The 24,901-nt window shown below is 61.9% G+C and carries 16 protein-coding genes; 7 read left to right on the top strand and 9 right to left on the bottom strand.

The features are described 5' to 3' along the window. The first annotated feature begins 119 nt into the window (after positions 1-119). The 4 genes from BN1118_RS05045 to BN1118_RS05030 all read left to right on the top strand — a co-directional run bounded on the left by BN1118_RS05045 (position 120) and on the right by BN1118_RS05030 (position 5,447). Complete coding sequence (locus BN1118_RS05045) at positions 120-2,150, top strand: M13 family metallopeptidase (RefSeq protein WP_043554889.1); 2,031 nt, start codon at positions 120-122, stop codon at positions 2,148-2,150. Positions 2,151-2,275: 125 nt separating this feature from the next. Beyond that, the gene (locus BN1118_RS05040; protein ID WP_043134506.1) at positions 2,276-2,713 is read left to right on the top strand and encodes a PliI family lysozyme inhibitor of I-type lysozyme; all 438 of its coding nucleotides are present in this window, start codon (positions 2,276-2,278) and stop codon (positions 2,711-2,713) included. 382 nt (positions 2,714-3,095) lie between these two features. Beyond that, positions 3,096-4,829, top strand: a complete 1,734-nt coding sequence (locus BN1118_RS05035; RefSeq protein ID WP_043554791.1) for an ABC-F family ATP-binding cassette domain-containing protein — start codon at positions 3,096-3,098, stop codon at positions 4,827-4,829. 81 nt (positions 4,830-4,910) lie between these two features. Continuing rightward, positions 4,911-5,447, top strand: coding sequence for a GNAT family N-acetyltransferase (locus tag BN1118_RS05030; protein ID WP_043554790.1), 537 nt, complete (start codon positions 4,911-4,913; stop codon positions 5,445-5,447). Between the two features lie 61 nt (positions 5,448-5,508). On the opposite strand, the gene yjeH is transcribed toward BN1118_RS05030, so the two are convergent. After that, positions 5,509-6,789, bottom strand: coding sequence for an L-methionine/branched-chain amino acid transporter (yjeH, locus tag BN1118_RS05025; protein WP_043134501.1), 1,281 nt, complete (start codon positions 6,787-6,789; stop codon positions 5,509-5,511). Between the two features lie 90 nt (positions 6,790-6,879). Continuing rightward, complete coding sequence (locus BN1118_RS05020; RefSeq protein WP_043554789.1) at positions 6,880-7,779, bottom strand: LysR family transcriptional regulator; 900 nt, start codon at positions 7,777-7,779, stop codon at positions 6,880-6,882. A 155-nt stretch (positions 7,780-7,934) separates the two neighbouring features. Between BN1118_RS05020 and BN1118_RS05015 the strand changes: the two genes are divergently transcribed. Further along, positions 7,935-8,960 (top strand): MBL fold metallo-hydrolase, encoded by a 1,026-nt coding sequence (locus BN1118_RS05015; RefSeq protein ID WP_043554788.1) that lies wholly within the window; start codon positions 7,935-7,937, stop codon positions 8,958-8,960. Positions 8,961-9,020: 60 nt separating this feature from the next. Here the strand turns inward: BN1118_RS05015 and BN1118_RS05010 are convergent, their stop codons facing one another. Then, positions 9,021-10,316 carry an HAAAP family serine/threonine permease gene (locus tag BN1118_RS05010; RefSeq protein WP_043134499.1) on the bottom strand — a complete coding sequence of 432 codons (1,296 nt, stop codon included), beginning with the start codon at positions 10,314-10,316 and terminating at the stop codon, positions 9,021-9,023. A gap of 504 nt (positions 10,317-10,820) precedes the next feature. Between BN1118_RS05010 and BN1118_RS05005 the strand changes: the two genes are divergently transcribed. After that, complete coding sequence (locus tag BN1118_RS05005) at positions 10,821-11,729, top strand: LysR family transcriptional regulator (RefSeq protein ID WP_043554787.1); 909 nt, start codon at positions 10,821-10,823, stop codon at positions 11,727-11,729. Positions 11,730-11,835: 106 nt separating this feature from the next. Then, positions 11,836-13,257: an MATE family efflux transporter gene (locus BN1118_RS05000; RefSeq protein ID WP_043554786.1), complete on the top strand. Its 1,422-nt coding sequence runs from the start codon at positions 11,836-11,838 to the stop codon at positions 13,255-13,257. Positions 13,258-13,270: 13 nt separating this feature from the next. On the opposite strand, the gene pdxY is transcribed toward BN1118_RS05000, so the two are convergent. From pdxY to dnaE, 6 genes are all read right to left on the bottom strand, one after another. Next, the gene (pdxY, locus tag BN1118_RS04995; RefSeq protein WP_043554785.1) at positions 13,271-14,131 is read right to left on the bottom strand and encodes a pyridoxal kinase PdxY; all 861 of its coding nucleotides are present in this window, start codon (positions 14,129-14,131) and stop codon (positions 13,271-13,273) included. A 75-nt stretch (positions 14,132-14,206) separates the two neighbouring features. Beyond that, complete coding sequence (locus tag BN1118_RS04990; protein ID WP_043554784.1) at positions 14,207-16,339, bottom strand: lysine decarboxylase CadA; 2,133 nt, start codon at positions 16,337-16,339, stop codon at positions 14,207-14,209. A gap of 76 nt (positions 16,340-16,415) precedes the next feature. Then, the gene (cadB, locus tag BN1118_RS04985; RefSeq protein ID WP_043554782.1) at positions 16,416-17,750 is read right to left on the bottom strand and encodes a cadaverine/lysine antiporter; all 1,335 of its coding nucleotides are present in this window, start codon (positions 17,748-17,750) and stop codon (positions 16,416-16,418) included. A 753-nt stretch (positions 17,751-18,503) separates the two neighbouring features. Then, entirely contained in the window at positions 18,504-20,048 is a 1,545-nt protein-coding gene (cadC, locus tag BN1118_RS04980; protein ID WP_043554781.1) for a lysine decarboxylation/transport transcriptional activator CadC, read from the bottom strand. Between the two features lie 364 nt (positions 20,049-20,412). Continuing rightward, positions 20,413-21,363 (bottom strand): acetyl-CoA carboxylase carboxyl transferase subunit alpha, encoded by a 951-nt coding sequence (accA, locus tag BN1118_RS04975; RefSeq protein ID WP_042867203.1) that lies wholly within the window; start codon positions 21,361-21,363, stop codon positions 20,413-20,415. Positions 21,364-21,379: 16 nt separating this feature from the next. Beyond that, complete coding sequence (gene dnaE / locus BN1118_RS04970) at positions 21,380-24,859, bottom strand: DNA polymerase III subunit alpha (protein ID WP_043134772.1); 3,480 nt, start codon at positions 24,857-24,859, stop codon at positions 21,380-21,382. Positions 24,860-24,901: the final 42 nt, after the last annotated feature.

The raw sequence follows: 24,901 nt of genomic DNA, 5'->3' as shown, positions 1-24,901 counted from the left end.
AAAACGACCAGGCCGATCTTAGCAGAGTCGGGCTTATCAAGCTGCAACCCGACTGTTAGAGTGAAGAACTGCCCTGTTTGGGCCAGGAAGCTGAATAACCCGAATTGGAATCCAACAAGATGAACAATAAAAAAAGCCTGCTGGCCGGCCTCATCGGACTGGCCTTGCTGGCCGGTTGTAGTCAGGCGCCGGACACAGCAGACAAGCACTCCGGCCTCGCGCTGGCCAACATGGACACCCGGGTCAAACCCGGTGACGACTTCTTCCGCTACGTGAACGGCCACTGGCTGGCCACCGCCAAGATCCCGGACGACAGGCCCGCCGACGGTGCCTTTTACATGCTGCGGGACAAGTCACTGGCGGACGTGCGGGTGCTGGTCGAGGGGCTCGACGGCAAGGCGGCGGCAGGCACCCCGGCCCAGCAGATCCACGATCTCTACCAGAGCTATCTGGATCAGGGCAGCCGGGATGCCAAGGGCACCACGCCGCTGCTGCCGCTGCTGAGCGAGATCGATCAGATCCGCGATCGGAGCGGGCTGGCCCGGGCCTTTGCCCAGAGCGGTCGTACTGGCGGCGGCGCCCCGTTCGGCTTCTGGATCGATGCCGATGCCAAGGCGCCGGACAGCTATGCGGTCTACCTCTATCAATCCGGGCTCAGCCTGCCGGATCGGGATTACTACCTCAAAACCGACCCCAACAGCCAGGCGCTGCGGCAGAAATACGAGCAGCACATCGCCGGCATGCTGACCCGTTTCGGTGAAGCGGATGCCAAGGCCAAGGCCCAGCGCATCCTGGCCCTTGAGACCAAACTCGCCCAGATCCAGTGGGACAACGTGGCCCTGCGGGATCGGGAGAAGAACTACAACAAGGCGCCCCAGAGCGAACTCAAGCGCCTCGCTCCGCATATCGACTGGAATGGCTACCTGGATCAGGCCGGCCTCGCCGGTCAGAACAGCCTGGTCATAGGCCAGCCGAGTTATCTCGCCGCCCTCGATGGCCTGATGCAACAGACCCCGATCGGCGACTGGCAAGCCTACCTCAAGTGGCAGCTCATCACGGATTACGCTCCCTATCTCGACAGCCAGACCGACGCCCAGAACTTCGCCTTCTTCGGCACCACCCTGAGCGGCACACCCAAGCAACGCGCCCCCTGGGAGCGCGCCCTCGGCGTGCTGGACGATCACCTGGGCGAGGCGGTGGGCCAGCTCTACGTGGAGCGCTACTTCCCGCCCCAGGCCAAGGCCCGCATGGAGCAGCTGGTGGAGAACCTGCGCACCGCCTACGGCCAGAGCATTCAGGAGCTGGACTGGATGTCGCCGGCCACCAAGACCCAGGCGCTGGAGAAGCTGGCCAAGTTCAGGCCCAAGATCGGTTACCCGGACAAGTGGAAGGATTACAGCGCCATCGAGATCCGCCAGGGCGATCTGCTGGGCAACCTGCAGCGGGCCCACGCCTTCGAGTATGCCGACAACCTGGCACGCCTCGGCAAGCCGGTAGACAGAGACGAGTGGCACATGTCGCCGCAGACGGTGAACGCCTACTACAACCCGAGCAACAACGAGATCGTCTTCCCGGCCGCCATACTGCAGCCCCCCTTCTTCGACCTGACGGCGGATGATGCGGTCAACTACGGCGCCATCGGCGGAGTGATCGGCCACGAGATGGGCCACGGTTTCGATGATCAGGGAGCCAAGTCCGACGGCGACGGCCTGATGCGCGACTGGTGGACGCCGCAGGATCTCAAGGAGTTCCGCTTCCGTACCAGCCGGCTGGTGGCCCAGTACAACCGCTTCGAGCCCATCAATGGCCAGTTCGTCAACGGCCAGTTCACCCTGGGGGAGAACATTGGCGATCTGGGTGGCCTCACCATAGCCCACAAGGCCTACGAGCTGTCGCTCAAGGGCGAGGAAGCCCCCGTGCTGGACGGCTTCACCGGCGAACAGCGCTTCTTCCTCGGCTGGGCTCAGGTGTGGAAGGGCATGTATCGCCCCGAGCTGATGCAGATGCTGCTCGCCTCGGATCCCCACTCTCCGCCCGAGTACAGGGTCAACGGCGTGGTGCCCAACATCCCCGCCTTCTACGAGGCGTTCAACATACAGCCGGGTGACAAGCTCTATCTGGCCCCGGCCAAACGGGTCAAGATCTGGTAATGACCGCCTCCGGCGAGGCAGAGAAAGAGAGCCGGGCAGAGGCAAGCCCCGAACCCGGCCCACACATTCACATCCGTGACGGGCAGGCGTGCCGGCCCGTCACCGCAGCAACAAGGGTCACAACGATGAAAGCCTTATTCATGACACTCGGCCTGCTCACCCTGCCACTGACTGGCCAGGCGGCGGAGGGATTCTTCAAACAGCTGACGCTGCCCTCCGGCCAGGTGATCACCGTCAGCGAGGGACGGGGTGAACCTGCCTCCATCGGCAGCTACGACGTGCGCCTCTACTCAGGCGCCAATCCCCAGTTCCCCCTCGATCAGTTCATCGACGGCAAGGTGCTGGCGCGCGATGGCACCATCAAGGAGCTCAAACTGCAGGATCTCAACGGTGACAAGCAGCCCGAGCTCATCGTCATCATGGAGAGCGCCGGCAGCGGCAGCTACCTGAGCGCCGACGCCTTCACCATACATCCGCAAGAGGGGCTCGACAGCTTCAACCACGTGGAAGAGCTGGCCCCCACTGAAGATGTGATTCAGGCGCTCAAGACCCCCCGCGATTAATTAATCACACGCCATGAGGCAGCCCCGCAACTTGGGGCTGCCGCCTTGTCGGCGACAGATGCCGACGCCCTTTCCCGCCTCCTTGCCGCCCGGCTAGGGGCCTGCGCCCCGATGGACGGCTATTTTTTCTGCGTTTATAATCGCCCCACCTTGCCACTGCGAAAAATAAGGAGGTAAAAAATGGTTATCCAAGCGTGCCCGATGTTCTCGGCCCGCCTGTTCGGCACATTCGCGTGCTCTTGCCTGCATACCATCGCGCTGCGATAGCGGGTTCGAGCAAAGCCGACTCCCTTCCAAACCGAGACCTTTCTCGACTCTGCCGTTGTCGCCAGCGCTCCTGATGACAGGGATCTTCGATCCCGCCATTTAAGAGAGCAAGAGCATGACAACCCTGATGAGTACCCATTCCCTGCAAATGAGTGCGGGGCACCTTCCGTTATTTGACAACCTGGACCTCAGCATCCGCAGCGGTGATCGCATTGGCCTCATAGGCGCCAATGGCTGTGGCAAGAGCACACTGCTCGCCCTGCTGGCCGGTCAGCGCCAGCCCCATGACGGCCGCATACACAAGGCCACCCCCTGCCGCTGTGAATTCGTGGCCCAGCATCTGCCCGCGCAACTGCAAGCGCTCAGCACCCGCGCCGTGCTGCTCGATGCGCTGGCCAACGAGGCTGACCAGGCGTGGCAGGTGGACAAGATGCTGACCGAGCTGCAACTGGCCGAGCAGGCCGACCTCCCGGTCAGCGCGCTGAGTGGCGGCCAGCACACCCGTTTGCAGATAGGCCGCGCCCTGCTGCACCAGCCAAACCTGCTGCTACTGGACGAACCCAGCAACCACCTGGATCTGCCCGCCCTGCTCTGGCTGGAACGCTTCCTGCTGGCGTGGCGCGGCGCCTTCGTGCTGGTCTCCCACGATGGTCGCCTGCTCGATCGGGTGACCCGCGAGACGCTGATCCTGCGGGATAGGCGGCTTCATCGCTTCGCCCTGCCCTGCAGTCAGGCCAGGGCGGCCCTGGCCGAAGAGGACGAGCAAACCCGCCTGCGCCGGGCCGACGAGCAAAAAGAGATCGACCGCCTGAGCGCCAGCAGCAAGCGCCTCGCCATCTGGGGGCGGGAGCATGACAACGAGAAGCTGGTGCGCCAGGCCAAGTCCATGGAGAAACGGGTGGCCAGGCTGCAGGAGGAGCAGAGCGTGGTCGGGGTGGACGCACCCTGGCGCCTCGAACTGCACGGACAGGCGCTGCCCGCCGATGCCCTGCTGCGACTCGACGCCCTCGACGTGCGCCCCGCCCCCGGTCTGCCGCCGCTGCTGCGGGCCGAGGATCTCTGGCTGCGCGCCGGCGACAGGGTCGCCCTGCTCGGCGCCAACGGCACGGGCAAGTCCTCCCTGCTGCGCCAGTGCTGGGGCGAGGTGTGCGACCAACGACCGGCTGAGGGCTGGTATCGCCACCCTAGCGCCAGCATCGCCTACTACGATCAGTCCCTGCAGCAGCTGGACGACCACGCCACCCTGACCGATGCCCTCTATCCGCTGGCACCTTTGCCGGAGGTGTCGCTGCGTCAGGCCCTGATCCGCGCGGGCTTCCCCTACTCCCGTCACGGTCAGCGCGTCGCGACCCTGAGCGGGGGCGAGCGGGCCAGGCTGTTGTTTCTCGCCCTGTCGCTGGCGAGTCACCATCTGCTCTGGCTCGATGAACCCACCAACCATCTGGATCTGGCAGGAAAGGAGGAGCTGGCCGAGGCACTGACCGGCTTTGTCGGCGGCGTGCTGCTTGTCTCCCACGACCGGGATCTGATCGAGCGCAGCTGCAACCGCTTCTGGGTGATCAGGCAGGGCCGGATCCACGAGGCCCACAGCGCCGAGCGGGCCTATGCCGAATTGCTCGACGATGCGCCCGATCGACCCGCCGCCGACGCCCAGGCCAATGAGGCCAAGGGGGAGGAGCCCATGCCGCAGCACGATGACGAGGCTCAACTGGCGCGCTGGTACGAGCTGGATGCCCTGCTTGCCGCCGATCTCGCCCGCAAGCCCAAACATCAGACCCCGCGCCTGCAACAGGGCTGGCGCGATGAGCTGGGCAGACTTGCCGACTTGCTGGGTCTTTCCGAACCGTGAGACAAGCAGCGATCCGCGCTTTTATCCCGCCCTTTCACTCAACTCACGCGGCCGGCCACGGCTGGCCGCAAGGAGCACATTATGCCTTCACCACAACAACCCGGGATCAGGCTCGACCCCGTCACGGATGCCGACTTGCCTCACATCTACCGCGGTCTGTCGGATCCCAAGGTCATCGCCTGCTACGGCATCAGCTATGACACCATGGAGGCGTGCCAGGCCCAGATGCGCTGGTACGCCGAGATAGCGCAGTGCCAGAGCGGGGCCTGGTTCCTGATCCGCTGCCAGCAAACCGGCGATCCCTTGGGGGCCATCGGCTACAACGATGCCGACCCGCAGCACAAACGGGCCGAGCTCGGCTACTGGCTCTATCCCGAGTGCTGGGGCCAGGGGATCATGCAGGCGGCATTGCGGCAGTTTCTGGCCCTCGTCTACCGCACCACAGAGCTGCACCGCTTGCTGGCGGTAGTGGAGGAGCCAAACCTCCCCTCCGCTCGCCTGCTCGAGCGGGCCGGCTTTCGCTACGAGGGGACGGCTCGGGAATGCGAGTGGAAAGGGGAGCAGTTTATCTCCCTGCGGCACTACGCCCTGCTGCGCAGCGACCTGCCAGACGCGTGAGCACAACCGCATCTGATAGCCAGCAAAAAGCCCCGCACTGCGGGGCTTTTTATCGGGTCGGTTACTTGATGGCGCAGATGTTGTCGGTGGCCAGAGTGCGGCGACGTCTGCGCCGCCACAACGAGAAGCAGCCATACCCTAGACTGAGCAGCACCGCATAGAGCACCTGGGAGGCGAGCGCTACCAGCACGGCGAGGCAGAGCAGCACGCTCAAGGCCGCCAGCCCCTTGCCCATGCCGCCGAGCAGGCGCCAGCCCGCCGCCATGCAGAGCAGATAGACCAGCACGAAGTTGCCGTTGGCGTAGCGGATCAGCTCATCGAGCGGCAGTCGCAGCCAGAGGATCAAGGTGATGGAGACGAGGCAGATGGCGAGCACCCAGCACAGGGCATTGAGCGGCGCCCCCCGGGCCGAGAGGCGAGAGAGGGAGACTGGCAGTTTGCCCTCCCGCGCCATGCTCCAGATGAGGCGCGCAAATCCCTGCAGGTAGATGTTGATGCTGGCAAAGCAGGAGAGGTAGCCCAGAATGGCTACCAGCCACTTGGCGGTAGGGCCGAACAGCAGGGAGAGCAGGGCCGGGATGGCGGTGGCATTGGTCGCCTCGTCGCCATAGAGACCATATTTGAGTACCACCAGCGAGTGGACCCAGTAAATCAGCCCCGCCAGCAGCACGCCGCCGAGCAGGGCCAGCGGATAGTCCCGCTGTGGCCGCTTGAACTCCTCCCCCATGTGGGCGAAGGCTTCCAGCCCCACGAAGCACCAGAACATCACCGCCAGCGCCGTGCCCATGGCTGGCCACTCGGCTGCCGTCGGCAGTGGCTGGGCCGCGTCGCGCCAGCTGAGATCCCCCTTGAACCAGATGAGCAGGGTCAGCCCCAATATGGCCAGGGCAATCAGCAACTGCAGGTTGCCGGAGGAGCGCGCCCCCCGCAGCCCGAGCAGAAATACCCCGAGCAGGGTCAGCAGCTGGATGGCCCACAGGGTCCACTCCCCCAGATCGAACAGCGCGTGCCAGAAACCCGCGGCTATGGTGAGGGCCGCAGGCAAGCCCACCGGCAGCACAGCCAGGAATAGGAAGGCGGAGAAACGCTCGGCACCGTTGCCAAAGGCGAGCCCGATGAGGTGCGGCGCCCCGCCCGCATGGGGATAACGGCGGCCAAGACGGGCGAAGGTGAAGGCGATGGGCAGCACCAGCACGATCAGCAACACCCAGGCCCAGAGCGAGGCGCCCCCCGCCAGCGACGCCGCGGTCGCCGGCACCACGAAGATACCGGTCCCCAGCAGTGAGGTGGCGAGCAGCCCCATTCCCTGCCAGAGCCCCAGCTCTTTTTTCAACGCAGACATATCCTTTTGTCCTGACTGGAAAAAACACCCCGCCATGTTAGGCCTCCCTCGCCCCTTTGTTAAGCATCCGAGCGGGGAATATGCAGACCTTTATTCAGCGTCCAGTTCGGATTGGAGGGACTCGGCCAGAAAATCCCCCAGCAGGGCTATCTTGAGCACCTGACGACGGGCCGCCGGGTAGATGAAGTAGAGGGTTTTGGCAGGGGTCTGATAGTGGCTGAGCAGGGGTAGCAGACGCCCCGCGGCGATATGCTCCCGCACCTGTTCGGCTGGCTGCAAGGTGACGCCCGCCCCCGCCAGGGCCGCCGTCAGCAACGCCGGCCAGTGGTTGATACGCAGCCGAGATACCACCCGCACCTCCTCGCGCTGGCCATCCTCCCCGACAAACTGCCAGCGCTCGTGATCCCCCCAGTTGCCGTGCAGGCACTGGTGACGGGCGAGATCGGCGGGATGGCGCGGCAAACCGTGACGAGAGAGATAATCGGGGGCGGCGCAGAGGCGATAGTGTTGAGTCAGCAGCGGGCGGGCGATGAGCGCCTCATCCTGCGGGCGCAGGGTGCGAATGGCGGCGTCGAACCCCTCCTCCACCAGATCGACCCAGCGCGGGGTGAGTTGCAAGTCCACATCCAGCTTGGGATAACGGTCGAGGAAGGCGGGTAGCAGCGGCACCAACCGGTGGTGGCCAAAGCTGAGGGGGGCGGCGATGCGCAGCCGCCCGGCAGGCTCGGCAAGCAGGTTCTGGGTGAGCGATTCGGTTAGTGCCATCTCCTCCAGCACCCGCTGGCAGCGGGCCAAAAAGAGCTGACCCAGCTCGGTGAGGGTCTGCTGGCGGGTGGTCTTGTGAAATAGCTTGCCCCCCAACCACAGCTCCAGTCCCTGCACATGTTTGCCCACCATCTGGGCACTGATCCCCTGTTCGTTCGCCACCGAGCTATAAGAGCCAAGCTCCACCACCCGGGTAAAGATACGCATGCTGGTCAATCGGTCCAAAACCCCTCCTTTACCCCTTTTCGGGGCAACGCGGCCCGCTGCAGGGCCTCCAATTCACAACCAAGAGTTTATTAAGAAATGCATTTTCGCCAATTTATTCCACTTTTAGTTACCAATACAGTGATGCAGTACCCTTCCCCACAGGATAAATCCCCATGAAAAGTACCTATCTGGCCGCGCTACTGGTCGGTCTGCTGGCCACCGGTGCCAGCCAGGCAGCCGAGAGCCGCTTTATCAACAGCCACAATCAAACTCCCGCCCCGGCCACCGCAACAGCCCAACCCGATATCTTCCGGGTCAGCCTGCTTGGCACCGGCACCCCTGTACCCCAGATAAGCCGCGGTGGCTACAGCACCCTGGTCGAAGCCGGGGATCAGAAGCTGGTGTTCGATTTTGGTCGCAACTCGTCGACCCGCCTGTGGCAGCTGCACGTGCCCATCGGTCGAGTCAACGCCTTCTTCCTGACCCACTTTCACTCCGACCACACCAATGGTCTGGCGGATCTCTGGCTGACCGGCTGGCTGCAACCGGCCTATGGCCAGCGCCACGTGCCGATGGAACTCTACGGCCCCAAGGGCACCACAGCCCTCGCTAATGGTTTGCAACAGGCCTACGCCACCGATATCGCCACCCGGGTCAAGGATGAGGGGACGCCGCTGGACGGGGTGGAGATCAATAGCCACGAGGTCACCGCCGGGGTGGTCTACGACCAGGACGGGGTCAAGGTCACCGCCTTTGACAACGACCACGGGGTCAACATCAAGCCGTCGTTTGGCTATCGCATCGACTACCACGGCCACAGCGTGGTGCTCTCCGGCGATACCCGCTACAGCCCGGAGGTGGTGAAGCAGGCTAAAGGGGCCGATCTGCTGGTGCACTGCGTCTCCATGACCTCCGATGACCAGATGAAGGCCAACCCCGGCTACAAGGCGATCGCAGGTCACCTCGCGTCCCCCAAGCAGGCGGCTCGTGTCATGAACGAGGCTAAACCGGCGCTGACCGTGTTCAGCCATATCGGCCTCAACGGTCGGATCACGGTGAAGGATCTGGCGCAGGAGCTGCGTGCCAACTACATGGGGCCCTTCGTCATCGGCAATGACCTGATGCAGATTGACCTGCCCACCTCGGCTGCCGGCAAAGGCTTTACCCTGTGGCAATCGGAAAATATCGACAACAAATAGCCATAAAAAAAGCCGCCTCTTGCGAGGCGGCTTCTTCTTTCAACAGACTAACCGGAGTTATCAGGCAATCAGCTTGTAGATGATGCCGGACATGGCGATCAGGCCAATCAGGGTCACGAAGCCGTTGCTGATGTTGCCAGCGTATTTGCGCATGGCAGGTACCTTGGTGATGGCGTACATCGGCATCAGGAACAGCAGCATGGCGATGATGGGGCCGCCCAGGTCTTCGATCATGCCGAGGATGCTCGGGTTGATGGTGGCGATGGCCCAGGTGGTCAGGATCATGAAGACCGCGGTCACCTTGTTCAGCTGCTTGGCATCAACCTTCTTGCCTTTTTCACGCAGCGCCTTGGCCATCAGACCGTTCATGCCTTCTTGTGCACCCAGGTAGTGACCCAGGAAGGACTTGCTGATGGCGACCATGGCGATCAGCGGAGCCGCAGTGGCGATGAAGGCGTTGTCGAAGTGGTTGGCCAGGTAGGACAGAATGGTGATGTTCTGCTCTTTGGCGGCAGCCAGGTCAGCCGGGGAGAGGCTCAGTACGCAGCTGAACACGAAGAACATGACGGTCATGACCATCATGACGTGGGCACCCAGCAGTATGTTGCCGCACTTCTTCTCGGCGCCTTCACCGTAACGACCCTTGTTGTCCACCGCGAAGGAGGAGATGATCGGGGAGTGGTTGAAGGAGAACACCATGACCGGAATGGCCAGCCACAGGGTCTTGATGAAGTCACCGTTGAAGGCGTCAGACAATGCCGGCGCTTCTGTGATGATGGCACCGTTCCAATGCGGGATCAGGTAGAGCGCCAGGCCCATCAGGGTCAGCACGAACGGGAACACCAGCACGCTCATCGCCTTGACGATGAACTGGCCACCGAGGCGAACGATCGCCATCAGACCCAGGATCAGCGCCAGCGACAGTATGGCACGGGGAGGTGCAGTCATACCCAGCTGGTGAACCATCAGGCTCTCGACCGTGTTGGTGATGGCAACCGAGTACATCAGCAGGATCGGGTAGATGGCAAAGAAGTAGAGCAGGGTGATGAACTTGCCTGCGGTCTTGCCGAAGTGCTCTTCCACCACTTCGGTGATGTCACCGTCACGGGTGGAGCCGGACAGCACGAAGCGGGTCAGGCCGCGGTGTGCGAAGAAGGTCAACGGCAGGGCCAGGATGGCCATGGCCAGCAGCGGCCACAGACCACCTACACCGGCGTTGATCGGCAGGAAGAGGACGCCGGCACCGATGGCGGTACCGTACAGGCCCAGCATCCAGACCAGGTCGGCCTTGTTGATGCCACGGGAAGACGCATTACTGGCTAAGCTGCCTTCAACTGCAATGTTCATGTCAGACATAGGGGTGTTCCTGTCATCAAGGAAAATAGAAAAAATCTAGTCAACCGGGCGCAATGCCCCGTTCCATCTCCCTGGAACTCCTGCAGTCCATCCCTGTTATTCTCATCCCACCGACTCGGCAACTTGCTCGCCACTCCATGTAGCAACCAAACTGCAACAAACAGGTCTGTGGGTCATCAGCCCGAGGGCCGCAAGCACGTCAACCGTTACAACTCATTAACGCACCTTTGTTCTGATGAGCTGACTCTAATTAAATCCCCTTACCGAGCACAGTGTTTTTTTGAATTAATCAACCAAAGTTTGACTGGAATCGCCTTTCTGGCGTCAGAGATCACGTTGCCAGCCCAATTTTGTGAACAACCATTAACAATTTCAGGTAGTTTCACCCGTATCTATATCCTTTGGGGTACAACAAACTGCTTACATTTGCCTGTTTGTTGCTCAAGTTGTGCGCCGCAGTGCCCTGTCGTACCCTGTTCATCAACATTTCCCCGTTGAATTAATATGGCCATCACCCGTACCGACCTCGCCGAACTGGCAGTATTTGCCGCCGTCGCCCGTCACCAGAGTTTCAGCAAGGCCGCCCTCGAGCTCGGGGTGTCGGCTTCCGCCCTGAGCCACAGCCTGAAAGGGTTGGAGACCCGCCTGGGTGTCAGATTGCTCAATCGCAGCACCCGCGCCGTGGTGCCGACCGATGCGGGCCAGCGCCTGCTCGAACAGTTGCTGCCCACCCTGAACCACCTGCAGAGCGCACTCGACGAACTGGCGCACCACAGCGACGAGCCGGTGGGACGGCTGAAGATCAGTGCGCCACGGGGCGCCATCGACGAGCTGCTGGCCCCGGTGTTGATCGACTACATGGTGCGCTACCCGCGCATGCAGGTGGAGGTGGTGGAGCAGGAGCTGATGCCGCGCCTCATCGAGGATGGCTATGACGCAGCCCTCTTTTATGGCGATCTGCTGCCCAAGGAGATGATAGGTGTGCCGCTCGGGCCGCCCCAGCGCTATCTGGTGGTGGCAGCCCCCGCCTATCTGTCCAGGCACGGCACCCCGCAACACCCTCGCGAATTGTCGCGCCATGCCTGCATAGGTTACCGGTTGACCCCTTCTCACCACTACCGCTGGGCGTTTGCCGGGGAAGAGGGTTCCATGCTGGAGATAGAGGTGACCGGGCCCCTGACCACCAGCACGCCGGCGCTCTATCTGGGGGCGGCAGAGGCGGGGCTGGGATTGGCGTATTGCCTGGAGGAGGAGGTGAGCAAGCAGCTGGCACAGGGAACATTGGTGAGCGTGCTGGAGCAGTGGTGCCCTACCTTCGTCGGATTTTCGCTCTTTTATCCCAGCCGGCACCAGCTGGGCAGCGGCCTGCGCGCCCTGATAGACATGCTCAAGGCACACTATCAAACTCGATGATTACTGAGCGTGACTCAGCAATTCATCAAATAGAAACCTGATTATCAACAAAAAGATATTAATCTAGACTGTCTGCTCGATAATCGAACTCCCCAAGAGAACAGATATGTCTGCTTACTTCATGTTGCGCCAACGGGCGATGACTCGCCGTTTCTGGGGCTATGCCCTCCCCTCCATCATGGCCATGCTGGTCTCCGGTGCCTACTACCTGGTCGATGGCATCTTCGTCGGCCACTACGTGGGGGCCGCCGGCCTCGCCGGCATCAACCTGGTCTATCCCGTCATCATGGTGTTGATCGGGCTCGCCGCCATGATCAGCATGGGGGCGGCCACCGCCATCTCCCTGCATCAGGGGGCAAAGAATATCCGGCTGGCCCGACAGGCGCTGGTCAATGCGTTCTGGCTGCTCGGGCTGCTCGGGGCCCTGGCGCCCTTGCTGCTTTACTACTGGCACATCGACATACTGCTGGCATTGGGGATTGAGCAAGGCACAGAGACCTGGAAACAGGCCAGTGACTACCTCACCTGGATCGGCGGCGGCACCCTGCTGCTGGCCTGCAACCTGGCGGTGCCCTACCTGCTGCGCAACGATGGCAAGCCAAGGCTGGCCATGATCCTGGTCAGCAGTGGCGCCATCCTCAACATAGTACTCAACTACCTCATGGTCGGCCGGCTGGGGCTGGGGCTGGTGGGCTCGGCTCAGGCGACGCTCATCACCGAGGGGATCGTCAGCCTGCTTGGCCTGGGTTACTTCTTTACCAGCCATGCCAAACTGCGCCTCTCATGGCACCACATGGTACCCAGTTTTCCGGCCATGCCCAACCTGCTGTTCACCGGTCTGCCGAGCCTGATCGCCCAGTTCAACCTGGGGCTGCTGCTGCTGCTGCACAACAGCCAGCTGATGGCGTATGGCGCCATCAAGGATCTGGCCGGCTTCACCGTGGCCGGTTACACCGAGGCCGTGTTCATCGTGATCCTGCAGGGCCTGGCCTTCGGCATCCAGCCGCTCATCAGCCAGGCGACGGGGGCCAAACGCCATCGGGATCTGAAATTCCTGATGGAGATGGGGCTCAAGATCACGCTCATCTATGGCATGGCGGTCTGGCTGCTGATCCAGCTGCTGCCGCGCCAGGTGGCCATGCTCTACATCGGCAATCAGGATGCCGAGCTGCTTGCCGCGGCCGTCAGCAGCCTGACCCTCAACCTCGGCGCCATTCCGCTGGAGGGGATCATCATGTTCGGCATAGTGTTGCTGCAGTCCATGGCCCGTACCAAGCAGGCGCTGATCATCTCGGCGGCCAAGACACTGCTGCTGCTGCCGCTCATCTTCCTGCTGCCGCTCTGGTGGGGCCGCGAGGGGGTGCTGATGGCCCAGCCCACCACAGTCTTGCTGCTGACCCTGCCGCTGTGCTGGCTGCTGTGGCGGGAGTGGCGTCGCCTCAAGCTGGCGTGCACACCCCAGCGTCCGCACCACGCCAAACCGATCGGCGCCCGTCAGGGAGTCCAGCTGGCCCGCCGCGCCGGCTAGCCATTACGCAGAGTCAAAGCCGGGTGGCGCGGGTGCGCACCCCGGGTTCTGCCATCGCCTGCTGGGCTGCCACCAGTTGCAGCTCGTAGGCACCCGCCAGCCAGGTCTGGGCCAGTACCGCATCCACGCTGGCGTTGGTGCGCTCAAACGCCAACACGGGATCATGTCCCGCCAGCAGATTGGCCAGCATGGTGGCACTCAGCAGATCCCCCACCCCTATGGGCTGACGATGAAATTCATAGAGCGGGCGCGAGATGTGAAACGCGCCCGCATCGCATACCAGCACCATCTCGAACCTGTCCAGGCTTAACCCGGCCCGCCCCAGATGCTTGACCATCACCAGCTTGCTCCCCTGCTCGCGCAACTGCTGACAAGCCGCCAGCACCTCGGGCACATTGCTTATCTCGCGGCCGGTGAGCCGCTCCAGCTCCAGCAGATTGGGGGCCAGCATGTCGGCCTGGGGCAAGGCCCGGGTTTTAAAGAATTCGCTGACACCGGGTGCCACTATGCAACCCTTGTCGGGGTGACCCATCACGGGATCACAGAAATAGAGGGCGTTCGGATTGAGCGCCTTGAGGTGTGCCACCGCCGCCAGTATCTCCTCCCCCTGTTCGGCCGAGCCGAGATAGCCGCTCAAGAGCGCATCGCACTGCCCCAGCACGCCTATGTCGGCAAGCCCCGCCATCAGCTGGCGGATATGGCCGCCGGGCATCACAATCCCCTGCCAACCTTCGCTGTACTGGGTGTGGTTGGAGAACTGCACCGTATTGACGGGCCACACCTCCATCCCCATGCGGCGCATGGGAAACACGGCGGCACCGTTGCCGGCGCAGCCGAACACCACGTGGGATTGAATGGAGAGAATTCGCTTCATGATGGCGACTCACGCAAAAATGGATAAAAAACACAGGGAAAAACGGGCCTCTCGGCCCGTTGTTGTCACTCTCGATTAACGCAGCACTTTGACGGTGTAGCTGCCATCGGCCTGACGATAGAGGCCGTGGATATCGGTCTCGAAGCCCGGGTAGTGAGCCCCGATCTCGCACAGCATCTCGAGGAACTCGAGCACCGGCAGCGAATCGCTGGTCACCATCTCGCCCGGCAGCACCAGCGGTACTCCCGGCGGGTAGGGCAGTATCATGTTGGCGCTGATGCGGTCCACCATGTCACGCAACGGCACCTCTTCCAGATTGCCGGCCAGCTCCTGCTGCCAGGCGGCGTGCGGCGTCATCTTCATCTCCGGCAGCACGTCGAACGCCTTGAACATCAGCTCCGGCAGACGGTATTTGCAGGTCAGATCGTGGATGCTCTGGGCCAGCTCCTGGATGCGCATCCCTTCGTAGAAGCTCGGGTCTTCACGGTAGAGGCTCGGCAATATGCTCTTGATGGTCAGGTTCAGGTCATAGCCGCGCTTGAACTCGGTCAGGGCGCGCAGCAGCTGCATCGCCTTGGACTGATCGATGCCGATGGAGAACAGGAACAGCATGTTGTAGGGGCCTGTCTTCTCCACCACTATGCCGCGCTCGTCCAGGAACTTGGAGACCAGGGAGGCAGGGATGCCGTTGTCCAGCAGCTTGCCGTCACGACCCATGCCCGGGGTCAGCAGGGTGACCTTGATGGGGTCCAGGTACATGTGGTCATCGTCAATGCCGTTGAAACCGTGCCAGTCATCTTTCGGATCCAGCTTCCAGCACTCGACTGTATCTATGTTGTCCGGCTGCCATACGTCGAAGAACCAGCCTTCGCTCTGATCACGCAGACGCTTGATCTCTTTGCGGAAGGAGACGGCGCGATCGATGGAGTCCTTGATCAGCCGCTTGCCGGTGTTGCCCCGCATCATGGCGGCGGAGATCTCGGTGGACGCCACTATGCCGTACTGCGGCGAGGTGGAGGTGTGCATCATGAAGGCTTCGTTGAAGGTCTCTTCTTCCACGTCACCCTTGATGTGGATCATCGAGGCCTGGGAGAAGGCCGCCAGCAGCTTGTGGGTGGACTGGGTTTCGTAGAACACCTTGCCCGGCATGGCGTCGCCGCTCATGCCGCACTTGCCTTCATAGATGGGGCTGAAGTTGGTGTAAGGCACCCAGGCGCTGTCGAAGTGGATGTAAGGGGTGTCCAGCGCCTCCTTGATGAAGCCGGTGTTGTAGAGCAGGCCGTCATAGGTGGAGTTGGTGATCACGGCGTAACGTGGTGCCTGGGCGCCCGGGGTGGCGGCAACCTTGGCGGCTATGGTCTCGCGGCTGAACTCGCTCTGCGGTATGCCCCCCAGAATGCCGTAGGCATTTCGGGTCGGACGGAAATAGAGCGGGGTCACGTCACTCATCATCATCAGGTGAGTCAGGGACTTGTGACAGTTGCGATCCACCAGCACTGTGCTGCCGGCCGGCGCGGAATACATGCCAACTATCTTGTTGGCGGTGGAGGTGCCGTTGGTGACTATGTAGGAGCGATCGGCGTTGAAGGTGCGGGCGATATACTCCTCGGCTTCCTTGTGCGGACCCGAGTGATCCAGCAGGGAGCCCAGCTCCGGCATTGAGATGGAGACGTCAGCCTTGAAGGCGTTGGGGCCGTAGAAGTCATAGAAGATGCTGCCGGCCGGGCTCATCTGGAAGGCGGTACCGCCCATGTGACCCGGGGTACAGAAGGTGTATTTACCCTCTTCCACGTACTTGAACAGCGCCTTGGTGAAGGGCGGCAGTATGGCGTCCTGATACTCCTGAGTGGCCTGACCCATCTTGAGGGCGATGTCGTCGGCCATGCCGAGACGGTACTCGAAGAAGTGCACGTTCAGACGCAGGTCGGTCAGGTGAATGTCCAGGGTGGACTGGTCGTTGGCAAAGGCGAAGATCGGCAGCTTCTCGTTGCGATCGTGGATCTCCTTGCACAGGCCGAGGGAATATTTGTCCCAGTCGAAGATGGCGCCGCAGACGCGGGGGTTCTTCTCGATCAGCTTCAGCAGATCGGCCACGTCGACCGGGTAGACAACCTGAAAGCCTTTACGCTCGAGGGAGGCTTGCAGCTGGCGAATGGGTTCTTCTTTGAAGAACACGCCCAGGTGGTTGAGGATGGCAATGATATTCATCGTGATACTCCACACGTAGAGGGGCGCTCTCCATCAGGGATGGTGAGTGAAGAGCGCTCGGAAAAGGGAAACGAAATCAGTGGCTGGCTTGCTCTTTGAGCAGGGCGTCGTGTTGACGCAGGCCCTGTTTTTTGGCGTAGAACATCAGGATGATGAGCGACACCACGAAGGTGGCGGTGAGGTTGGAGCCCTGGGCACCCATCAGGGCCACCAGACAGAAGACGCAGGCGACGCCAGAGAAGATCATGGTGCCTATGCTGCGGGAGGTCATGCCCTCGAAACGGATGAGGTTAATGCTGGAGTAGAAGTAAGGCAGCATGGTCAGCAGCACAGCATCGGTAGTCAGCACGTTGAAGAGATCGGCGGCGTGAGCGGACTGGGAGGTGAAGGCAGTCAGGCCGATCATCAGCGCAGTCATCTTGAGGGAGCCGAGGATCAACCCCTTCTTGGCGACGCCATTCTTGTCCAGCTCGCCGTAGATCTTCGGGAAGTTGCCATCGTGGGCGGCGCGCTTGCCCGCCTCGCCCACCAGCATCATCCAGGAACCCAGCGAGGTGAAGCAGGCCAGGGCGGTGAAGGCGGAGACGAACGGCGCAGACCAGTTGCCGAAGATGGCGGAAGAGGCCATGGCAAAGGGGGCGCCGGAGGCTGCCACTTCACCGGCCGGGAACATGCCGCTGATCACCTGGGTGGAGAGTATGTAGATGACGCCGGCAATACCGGTCCCCAGCATGGTGGCGAGCGGCACGGTACGTTTCGGGTTCTTCACCATGCCGGAAGAGACGGCGGCGGATTCAACACCCACGAAGGACCAGAGGCAGATCAGCACGGCGCTGATGACCGCATGCAGATCGCTGCCGCTGGTGGTGTTCCAGTTCTGGCTGTAGACGCTGGTATCAAAATGTCCCCAGCCCATCACGGCGGTACCGACCACAGGCAGCAGGATCAGCACCAGGCCCAGGGTACAGAGGCGGCTCACCCAGCTGCCGCCAAGCAGGTTGACGAAGGTGAAGATCCAGACCGCCGCTATGGTAGCCAGGGCCGCCGGGATAGGGTTGTTGAGGATGGGGAAGAAGACCGACAGGTAGGAGACGCCGGTAATGGCGATGGCCAGGTTGCCAATCCAGTTGGCGTGGTAATAGAGCACACCGGTCTGGAAGCCGAACACAGGAGAGATCTCGCCGGCGTAAGCGATGGGGCCACCCTCTTGCGGATTCTTGGTAGCGAGGCGGGCAAACACGAAGGCAAGGCCCATGGCGCCAACCAGGCAGATGGCCCAGCTGAATACAGAGATGGAACCGATAGTGGCCAGGGCCGAGGGCAGCAGCGCTATGCCGCTCCCCATCATGTTGCCGGCCACCACACCTGTACAGGCGATGAGGCCAATCTTCTTGCTCGTATCTAGGGACATAAAATCTCCGGGTCGATATTAAGGCATCAAACACACGCTTGGCGGAGCGTCCCGCCAACGAATGGCCACAGACTAGGCCTCTGTGCCCCGGAAAACATAAAGACCCGCTAAGGGATAAAAACATGAGTGAACTTTTTTCGCCCCACGACATAAATCAATAAAAACCAATTAAAAACATAATGTTGGACGCAAGGCGTCAAGCCGTCTTGATAAATCCTTGATATCCCAGCCCCCGCTTGAGAGGTCCGTCAGGCCTCAGTCGATACACCTTGATATTTTTCATGATGCCCTTGCGGCCACGAGGTGCCCCATTCAACCCCCTTTGCCCTGAAACCTCGGCCAGGCCGCTGGTTGAAACCTCGCCATCCTCCCACCCGCCACGCGGCTCAAGGGATAAGCGGACGCCTCCCGGCAATGGCCGCCCTTGACTGGGTAATCCGAAGAGAGGGCAAGCATCAGGACGACACAACCGCGAGCGGAATAATGAAGAAGGGAGCAGGCCCTGGATCGGCCATCTGCACAGGGGTAGCGGCAGAACCCTGAGGGGTAGACAGAGATGCCATGGCCCGGAGCCAGTGGCAGGGATAGGAATAGGGACAGGAATAAAGAGAGCGGCTGGCAGCCAGGTCACCCAAGGCTGGTCATTGCCGGGCTGCCGCACATCAGGCGGCATATAAGCAACAGGCTGCCCCAAGGCAGCCTGTCTGGCTGAGCGCAACCTCTGCGGTCAGCAAAGCGGCATGTTGCCACGCCTCAGAACAGCTTCACCTTGCTCTGGCCCAGTGCGTTGAACAGGGCGGGAGTCAGAGTTTCCATGTTGCTGTAGAAACCGAGTCGCTGGCAGAGCAGATAGGTCTGCTCGGTCGCCTCCATCAGGAAGGCCTGACTGTAGGCATCCCCCGCCGCCTCGGGGCGGCCATCCAGCTCAGCCAGCTTGCCGAGCAGTATGTGATAGAGCACTGAGCGGCCCCGGCTGGCTGCCTGCGCCAGCAGGCGATTCGCCTGCTGCTGCTGGCCGTCCAGTATCGCCTGCAGGGTCAGCGCCTCCCATACCCGCGCCGGCAGCAGGCCGCCGTCCTGCACCAGACTGGCCAGATGGGTGCCAATCCCCTGCAGTCGTTCACTCTCGGACTGACCGGCCAGGGTTGCCAGCGCCTCTCCCGCCAGATAGCGCTCCGCCAGCAGCAGCGGCTGATCCGGTTGGCTTGCGAGGGACTTGTCGAGCAGATCGATGCCGCGCTTGAGCGCCACCGTATCCTGGCTGTTGGTGTAGTAGTGCGCCTCCATCATGGCCATCAGGGCGGCATCGTCGGTGGGCCAGCCCATCCCGGGCAAGGCGTCCGGCTGATCGAGGGCGCGCAGCAAATCCTGGCTGCTCGCCTGCAGCACGGCATGGACGTTATGGCGACTGAGCTGATACTGGTGGCTGAACAGCACACGGTTGGTGTTGATGTTGCGGTATTCCAGATCCAGATAGGTGCCGCCGGGCTGACGGGATACCCGCACGCTCAGCTCCTTGCCGGGCAATATGCCGCCCATCAGGGTATTGGCGCCGTACTGCACCCGCAGCGGCGTGGCGGCCGCCACCTCCCCCATCAGGGCACGGGTGATGCCGTCGGCCAGGCGCACGTTCTCGTTGTCACCCTCCATGCCGGAGTGAAAGCGAAACACCAGCAGGTTTGGATCCAGCATGGAGTGCACCTGGGGACTGGTGTGCTGGTAGCTGAGCAGGCTGACGATGGTGACCAGGATGACGGCCACGAAGATGTCGAAACTGATCATCTTCCAGCGGCTGCGGCCGTCCTGGGCCCGAGTCGAGATGGCGCGGGTCAGGGGGCCGGCCGGGAAGGGGGCCACACCACTGATCGCTTCCTCATCCTCGTCATCGGCAGGCGGGCTCGGGTCGGAGAGGGTCGAGTTGGCCGTCGGAGCTGACCGGGCATCCGCCATCACCACGGAAACCACCTGCAAAGGTTGCAATGGCCGTACCGGCGCCACCAGCTTGTAGCCACGCTTGGGCACTGTGATGATGTAGTCGGTCGCATCAAAGCGGCCATCTTTGAGGATCTTGCGCAGCTCGAAGATGGACTGGGTGACCACCTGATCGGTGACCTCGGCCCCGTCCCACACCTCGTTGATCAGGGAATCGCGAGCGAACACTGTGCCGGCATTGCTCGCCAGAAACCGCAGCAGATTGACCAGCCTGGGCTCGAGGTAGACCTCGCGATCGGGACGACACAGCATGTTGTCGTCAACGCTCAGGGTCCAGTCATGGATCTCAAAAACCGATTCGCTCATGATTCACTCGCTGCAGATGAAGACGATGCACGATGAGAGTGACGCAAGACCAGAGGCAGGCGGAACCGGGAAAACAGTGTCGCCGAAACAGTGAACATGCCTGAGGGTCAATCCTGTTTACGTCTGAAGGGCATCCTTGCGGGTATTCCAATCGGGCCGATCGGAAGCGGTCACTTTAAGCAAAACGGGAGCGGGATCCCACTTTTTTTGGCCACTAACCGCCGCTCAGTTGATCCGACACGGGGGTTTTCGGCAAACATCGTGCCAACTGGTATCCATATGAAGAGTATTTATCCCGGCCCCAAAAAAGAAGGCCCCCGCAGTGCGGGGGCCTTCTGGCATCATGTCGGGATGAAGCCGGTGCTTAGCAGTAGCCGTAGCCCATCAGGCGCTGGTAGCGCTGCTCCAGCAGCTGATCGGTCTCGAGCGGACGCAAGGCATTCAGATCCTGCTGGATGCGATCCTTCAGGCGCTTGGCCATCAGCTCCACATTGCGGTGGGCACCGCCGAGGGGCTCCTCGACTATGCTGTCGATGAGTTTCAGCTCCTTCAGGCGCTGGGCCGTGATGCCCATGGCATCGGCGGCGACCGGTGCCTTGTCGGCGCTCTTCCACAGGATGGAGGCGCAACCTTCCGGCGAGATGACGGAGTAGGTGGAGTATTGCAGCATGTTGACGCGATCCCCCACGCCTATGGCCAGGGCGCCGCCCGAGCCGCCTTCACCTATCACTGTGCAGACCACGGGCACGGTCAGACCGGCCATGACCTTAAGGTTGCGGGCGATGGCTTCGGACTGGCCACGCTCCTCGGCACCCACGCCGGGGTAGGCGCCCGGGGTGTCGATGAAGGTGATGATCGGCATCTTGAAGCGCTCGGCCATCTCCATCAGGCGCAGGGCCTTGCGGTATCCTTCCGGACGCGGCATGCCGAAGTTGCGCTTGATCTTCTCCTTGGTCTCGCGACCCTTCTGCTGACCAATCACCATCACGGGTTCGCCGTCGAGACGGGCGATGCCGCCGACGATGGCCTTGTCATCCGCATAGGCGCGATCGCCAGCCAGCTCGTCGAAGTCGGTGAAGATGTGCTCGATATAATCGAGGGTGTAAGGACGCTGAGGATGACGCGCCATCTGGGATACCTGCCAGGCCCCCAGATCGCCGAAGATCTTCTTGGTCAGCTCTTCGTTTTTCTTCTCCAGCCGGCGAATGTCTTCATTGAGATCGACAGCACTGTTGTGCTCACTCACATGACGGAGTTCATCAATCTGCGCCTGCAACTCGGCAATTGGCTGTTCAAAATCCAGAAAAAGACTCATAGGGCCTATAGATCCTCTAATCAAAAACCAATTCAACCCGCTCTCGTCCAAGCAGGACTCGCAAGTCATCTATCAGTTGATCGGTGGGCGTCACCCGCCACTCGGTACCGAGCGTCAATCGCACCCGGGAGCCGGGGCGACGATAGTTTACCTGAACCGGACAGACTCCGGCACGGGCGGGTTCCAAAATCTCGCACAAACGCGGGAAAAAGCGATCATCAATCCGCTGTTCATCGAGGGAGATGCGGATTGCCCTGGCAAAACGCTCCCTCGCATCGTTGATATCCAGTAATTCACGGGCCGACATTTTAAGGCCACCGGAGAAGTCATCAAAGCTGACCTGTCCAGAAACCACCAAAATACGGTCTTTTTGCATCAATTCTTCATATTTTTCCAGCGCCTCACTGAACAGGGTCACGTCCAGACGGCCGGATCTGTCGTCCAGGGTGAAGATCCCCATCTTGTTGCCACGCTTGGTCACCATACTGCGGGCCGCGATCACCAGCCCAGCCGCCGTGGTCACGGTATCGCGGGAGGTGGGGTGCAGATCGCACAGGCGACCCGAGGTGTAGCGACGCAATTCGCCGCTGTACTGGTTGATGGGGTGGCCGGTCAGGTACAGGCCGAGCGTCTCGCGCTCCCCTTCCAGCCAGATCTTGTCAGGCCAGTGCGGCACGTTGGCGAACGCCTTCTTGACGTCGTCAATCTCCTGGGTCAGGACCCCAAACATGTCGACCTGGCCCACCGCCTGCGCCTTGGCATGCTGCTCGGCGGCGCGCATCGCCTCTTCCAGGGTCGCCATCAGGGCGGCGCGGTGGGGGCCGAGCCGGTCCATGGCACCGGAGAGAACGAGCTTTTCCATCACCCGCTTGTTGATCTTCTTGATGTCGACCCGATTGCAGAAGTCGAACAGATCGCGGAAGGGCCCATCCTGATCCCGGGCGCTGAGAATGGCGTCGATGGGGCCTTCCCCCACCCCCTTCACGGCCCCGATGCCGTAGACGATGTGGCCGTCTTCGTTGACGCTGAAGCGGTAGCGACCGGTATTCACATCCGGCGGTATGACGGTGAGCCCCATGCGCTGGCACTCGTCCACCAGGGTCACTATCTTGTCGGTGTTGTCCATGTCGGCGGTCATGACCGCCGCCATGAACTCGGCCGGGAAGTGGGTCTTGAGCCAGAGCGTCTGGTAGGAGACCAGCGCATAGGCGGCGGAGTGGGATTTGTTGAAGCCGTAGCCCGCAAACTTCTCCACCAGATCGAAGATCTTCACCGCCAGTTCGCCGTCAACGCCGTTCTTGACGGCGCCTTCCTCGAAACCGGAGCGCTGCTTGGCCATCTCGGCCGGGTTCTTCTTGCCCATGGCCCGGCGCAGCATGTCCGCGCCGCCCAGCGTATAGCCCGCCAGCACCTGGGCTATCTGCATCACCTGCTCCTGATAGAGGATGATGCCGTAGGTGGGCTCAAGGATTGGCTTGAGGCTCTCGTGCTGCCACTTCTCGTCCGGGTAGGAGATGGCCTCCTTGCCGTGCTTGCGCTCGATGAAGTTGTCCACCATGCCCGACTGGAGCGGGCCCGGCCGGAACAGGGCCACCAGGGCTATCATGTCCTCGAAGCAGTCAGGCTGCAACCGTTTGATGAGGTCCTTCATGCCGCGGGATTCGAGCTGGAATACCGCCGTGGTCTCGAACCGCTGCAGCAGGTCGAACGACTTCTTGTCGTGGATGGGGATGGCGGCGATGTCGACCGGCGGCTTGCCCTCTTTGGCCAGGCGCGGGTTTATCATGCCGAGCGCCCAGTCGATGATGGTCAGGGTACGCAGCCCCAGGAAGTCGAACTTCACCAGGCCGGCGTATTCCACGTCGTTCTTGTCGAACTGGGTGACAGGGTGATTGCCGGAGTCATCGCAATAGAGCGGCGCGAAGTCGGTGATCTTGGTGGGCGCTATCACCACGCCACCGGCGTGTTTGCCGGCGTTGCGCACCACCCCTTCCAGCCGGCGCGCCATGTCGATGAGGTCCTTGACTTCCTCGTCCTGCTCGTAGAGCTCGGGCAGCTTGGGCTCGGCCTCGAACGCCTTGGCGAGCGTCATGCCCGGATCCGGCGGTATCAGCTTGGAGATGCGATCGACGAAGCCATAGGCGTGGCCAAGCACCCGGCCCACGTCCCGCACCACCGCCTTGGCCGCCATGCTGCCGAAGGTGATGATCTGCGACACCGCATCCCGGCCATACATCTCGGAGACGTGCTCTATCACCTCGTCCCGTCTGTCCATGCAGAAGTCGACGTCGAAGTCGGGCATGGAGACCCGCTCGGGGTTGAGGAAGCGTTCGAACAGCAGGTCAAATTCCAGCGGATCGAGATCGGTGATTTTGAGCGCATAGGCCACCAGGGAGCCAGCACCCGAGCCCCGGCCCGGCCCGACGGGGATGCCGTTGTCCTTGGACCACTGGATAAACTCCATCACTATGAGGAAGTAACCCGGGAAGCCCATCTGGTTGATCACCTTGAGCTCTATGTCGAGGCGCTCGTCGTACTCGCCGCGCTTGGCGACACGAACCTCGGGATCAGGGAACAGGAAGGCGAGACGGTCCTCCAGACCCTCCTTGGACTTCATTACCAGAAAGTCTTCGGTGGTCATGTCGCCGGTCGGGAAGTTCGGCAGGAAGTATTCACCCAGGCGCACAGTCACGTTGCAGCGCTTGGCGATCTCCACCGTGTTCTCCAGCGCCTCCGGGATGTCGGCAAACAGCTCGGCCATCTCCTCCTGGCTGCGCAGGTACTGCTGCGGGCTGTAACGGCGCGGGCGACGCTTGTCCATCAGGGTGTAGCCATCGTGGATGGCAACCCGGATCTCGTGGGCGTCGAAGTCTTCGGCGTTGAGGAACACCACCTCGTTGGTCGCCACCACAGGCAGTTCGAACTCGGTGGCGATGGCCACCGCCATGTGCAGATAGACCTCTTCGTCGGGCCGACCGGTGCGCAGCAGATCCAAGTAGTAGGCGTCGGGGAAGTGGGTCCGGTAGAAGGCGAGGCACGACTCCGTCATCTGCCGGTTGCCCTTGAGCAGGAACTTGCCCACATCCCCCTCGCGCCCGCCCGAGAGCACTATCACGCCCTTGGCGTGATCGGCAAGCCAGGCTCTGTCGATGACCGGGCGCCCCTGCACGTGACCGCGCTGATAGCCGCGGGAGATGAGCAGGGTAATGTTCTGGTAGCCGTCGTTGTCCATGGCCAGCAGGGTGAGGCGGAACTGCTCGTCGCCCAGCTCTTCGCTCTGCACCCAGAAGTCGGCCCCGACGATGGGCTTGATGCCCTTGCCGTGGGCTGCGCCATAGAAGCGCACCAGGCCGCACATGTTCATCTGGTCGGTCAGCGCCAGCGCTGGCATGTTGTTGGCCGCTGCCGCCCCGACTATGGGGGCAATCTTCTGCAGGCCATCGACCATGGAGAAGTCGGAGTGGACCCGCAGGTGGATAAAACGGGGTTCAGCCATCGTCATACCCTCTCGTTGCACAGAGTGGCGTGCATGTCGTGA

This window comes from Aeromonas bestiarum (assembly GCF_000819745.1).
GTDB lineage: Bacteria > Pseudomonadota > Gammaproteobacteria > Enterobacterales > Aeromonadaceae > Aeromonas > Aeromonas bestiarum.
The sequence above is the reverse complement of the archived record's forward strand: the minus strand, read 5'-3'. Positions and strand labels throughout refer to the sequence as shown.

What these genes read in the sequence shown, in the direction of transcription:
- yjeH (WP_043134501.1), bottom strand. Translation starts at nt 6,789, where the DNA reads ATGTCTGCGTTGAAAAAAGAGCTGGGGCTCTGGCAGGGAATGGGGCTG.
- BN1118_RS05000 (WP_043554786.1), top strand. Translation starts at nt 11,836, where the DNA reads ATGTCTGCTTACTTCATGTTGCGCCAACGGGCGATGACTCGCCGTTTC.
- BN1118_RS05005 (WP_043554787.1), top strand. Translation starts at nt 10,821, where the DNA reads ATGGCCATCACCCGTACCGACCTCGCCGAACTGGCAGTATTTGCCGCC.
- BN1118_RS05010 (WP_043134499.1), bottom strand. Translation starts at nt 10,316, where the DNA reads ATGTCTGACATGAACATTGCAGTTGAAGGCAGCTTAGCCAGTAATGCG.
- BN1118_RS05015 (WP_043554788.1), top strand. Translation starts at nt 7,935, where the DNA reads ATGAAAAGTACCTATCTGGCCGCGCTACTGGTCGGTCTGCTGGCCACC.
- BN1118_RS05035 (WP_043554791.1), top strand. Translation starts at nt 3,096, where the DNA reads ATGACAACCCTGATGAGTACCCATTCCCTGCAAATGAGTGCGGGGCAC.
- BN1118_RS04990 (WP_043554784.1), bottom strand. Translation starts at nt 16,339, where the DNA reads ATGAATATCATTGCCATCCTCAACCACCTGGGCGTGTTCTTCAAAGAA.
- BN1118_RS05030 (WP_043554790.1), top strand. Translation starts at nt 4,911, where the DNA reads ATGCCTTCACCACAACAACCCGGGATCAGGCTCGACCCCGTCACGGAT.
- cadB (WP_043554782.1), bottom strand. Translation starts at nt 17,750, where the DNA reads ATGTCCCTAGATACGAGCAAGAAGATTGGCCTCATCGCCTGTACAGGT.
- pdxY (WP_043554785.1), bottom strand. Translation starts at nt 14,131, where the DNA reads ATGAAGCGAATTCTCTCCATTCAATCCCACGTGGTGTTCGGCTGCGCC.
- dnaE (WP_043134772.1), bottom strand. Translation starts at nt 24,859, where the DNA reads ATGGCTGAACCCCGTTTTATCCACCTGCGGGTCCACTCCGACTTCTCC.
- cadC (WP_043554781.1), bottom strand. Translation starts at nt 20,048, where the DNA reads ATGAGCGAATCGGTTTTTGAGATCCATGACTGGACCCTGAGCGTTGAC.
- BN1118_RS05040 (WP_043134506.1), top strand. Translation starts at nt 2,276, where the DNA reads ATGAAAGCCTTATTCATGACACTCGGCCTGCTCACCCTGCCACTGACT.
- BN1118_RS05045 (WP_043554889.1), top strand. Translation starts at nt 120, where the DNA reads ATGAACAATAAAAAAAGCCTGCTGGCCGGCCTCATCGGACTGGCCTTG.
- accA (WP_042867203.1), bottom strand. Translation starts at nt 21,363, where the DNA reads ATGAGTCTTTTTCTGGATTTTGAACAGCCAATTGCCGAGTTGCAGGCG.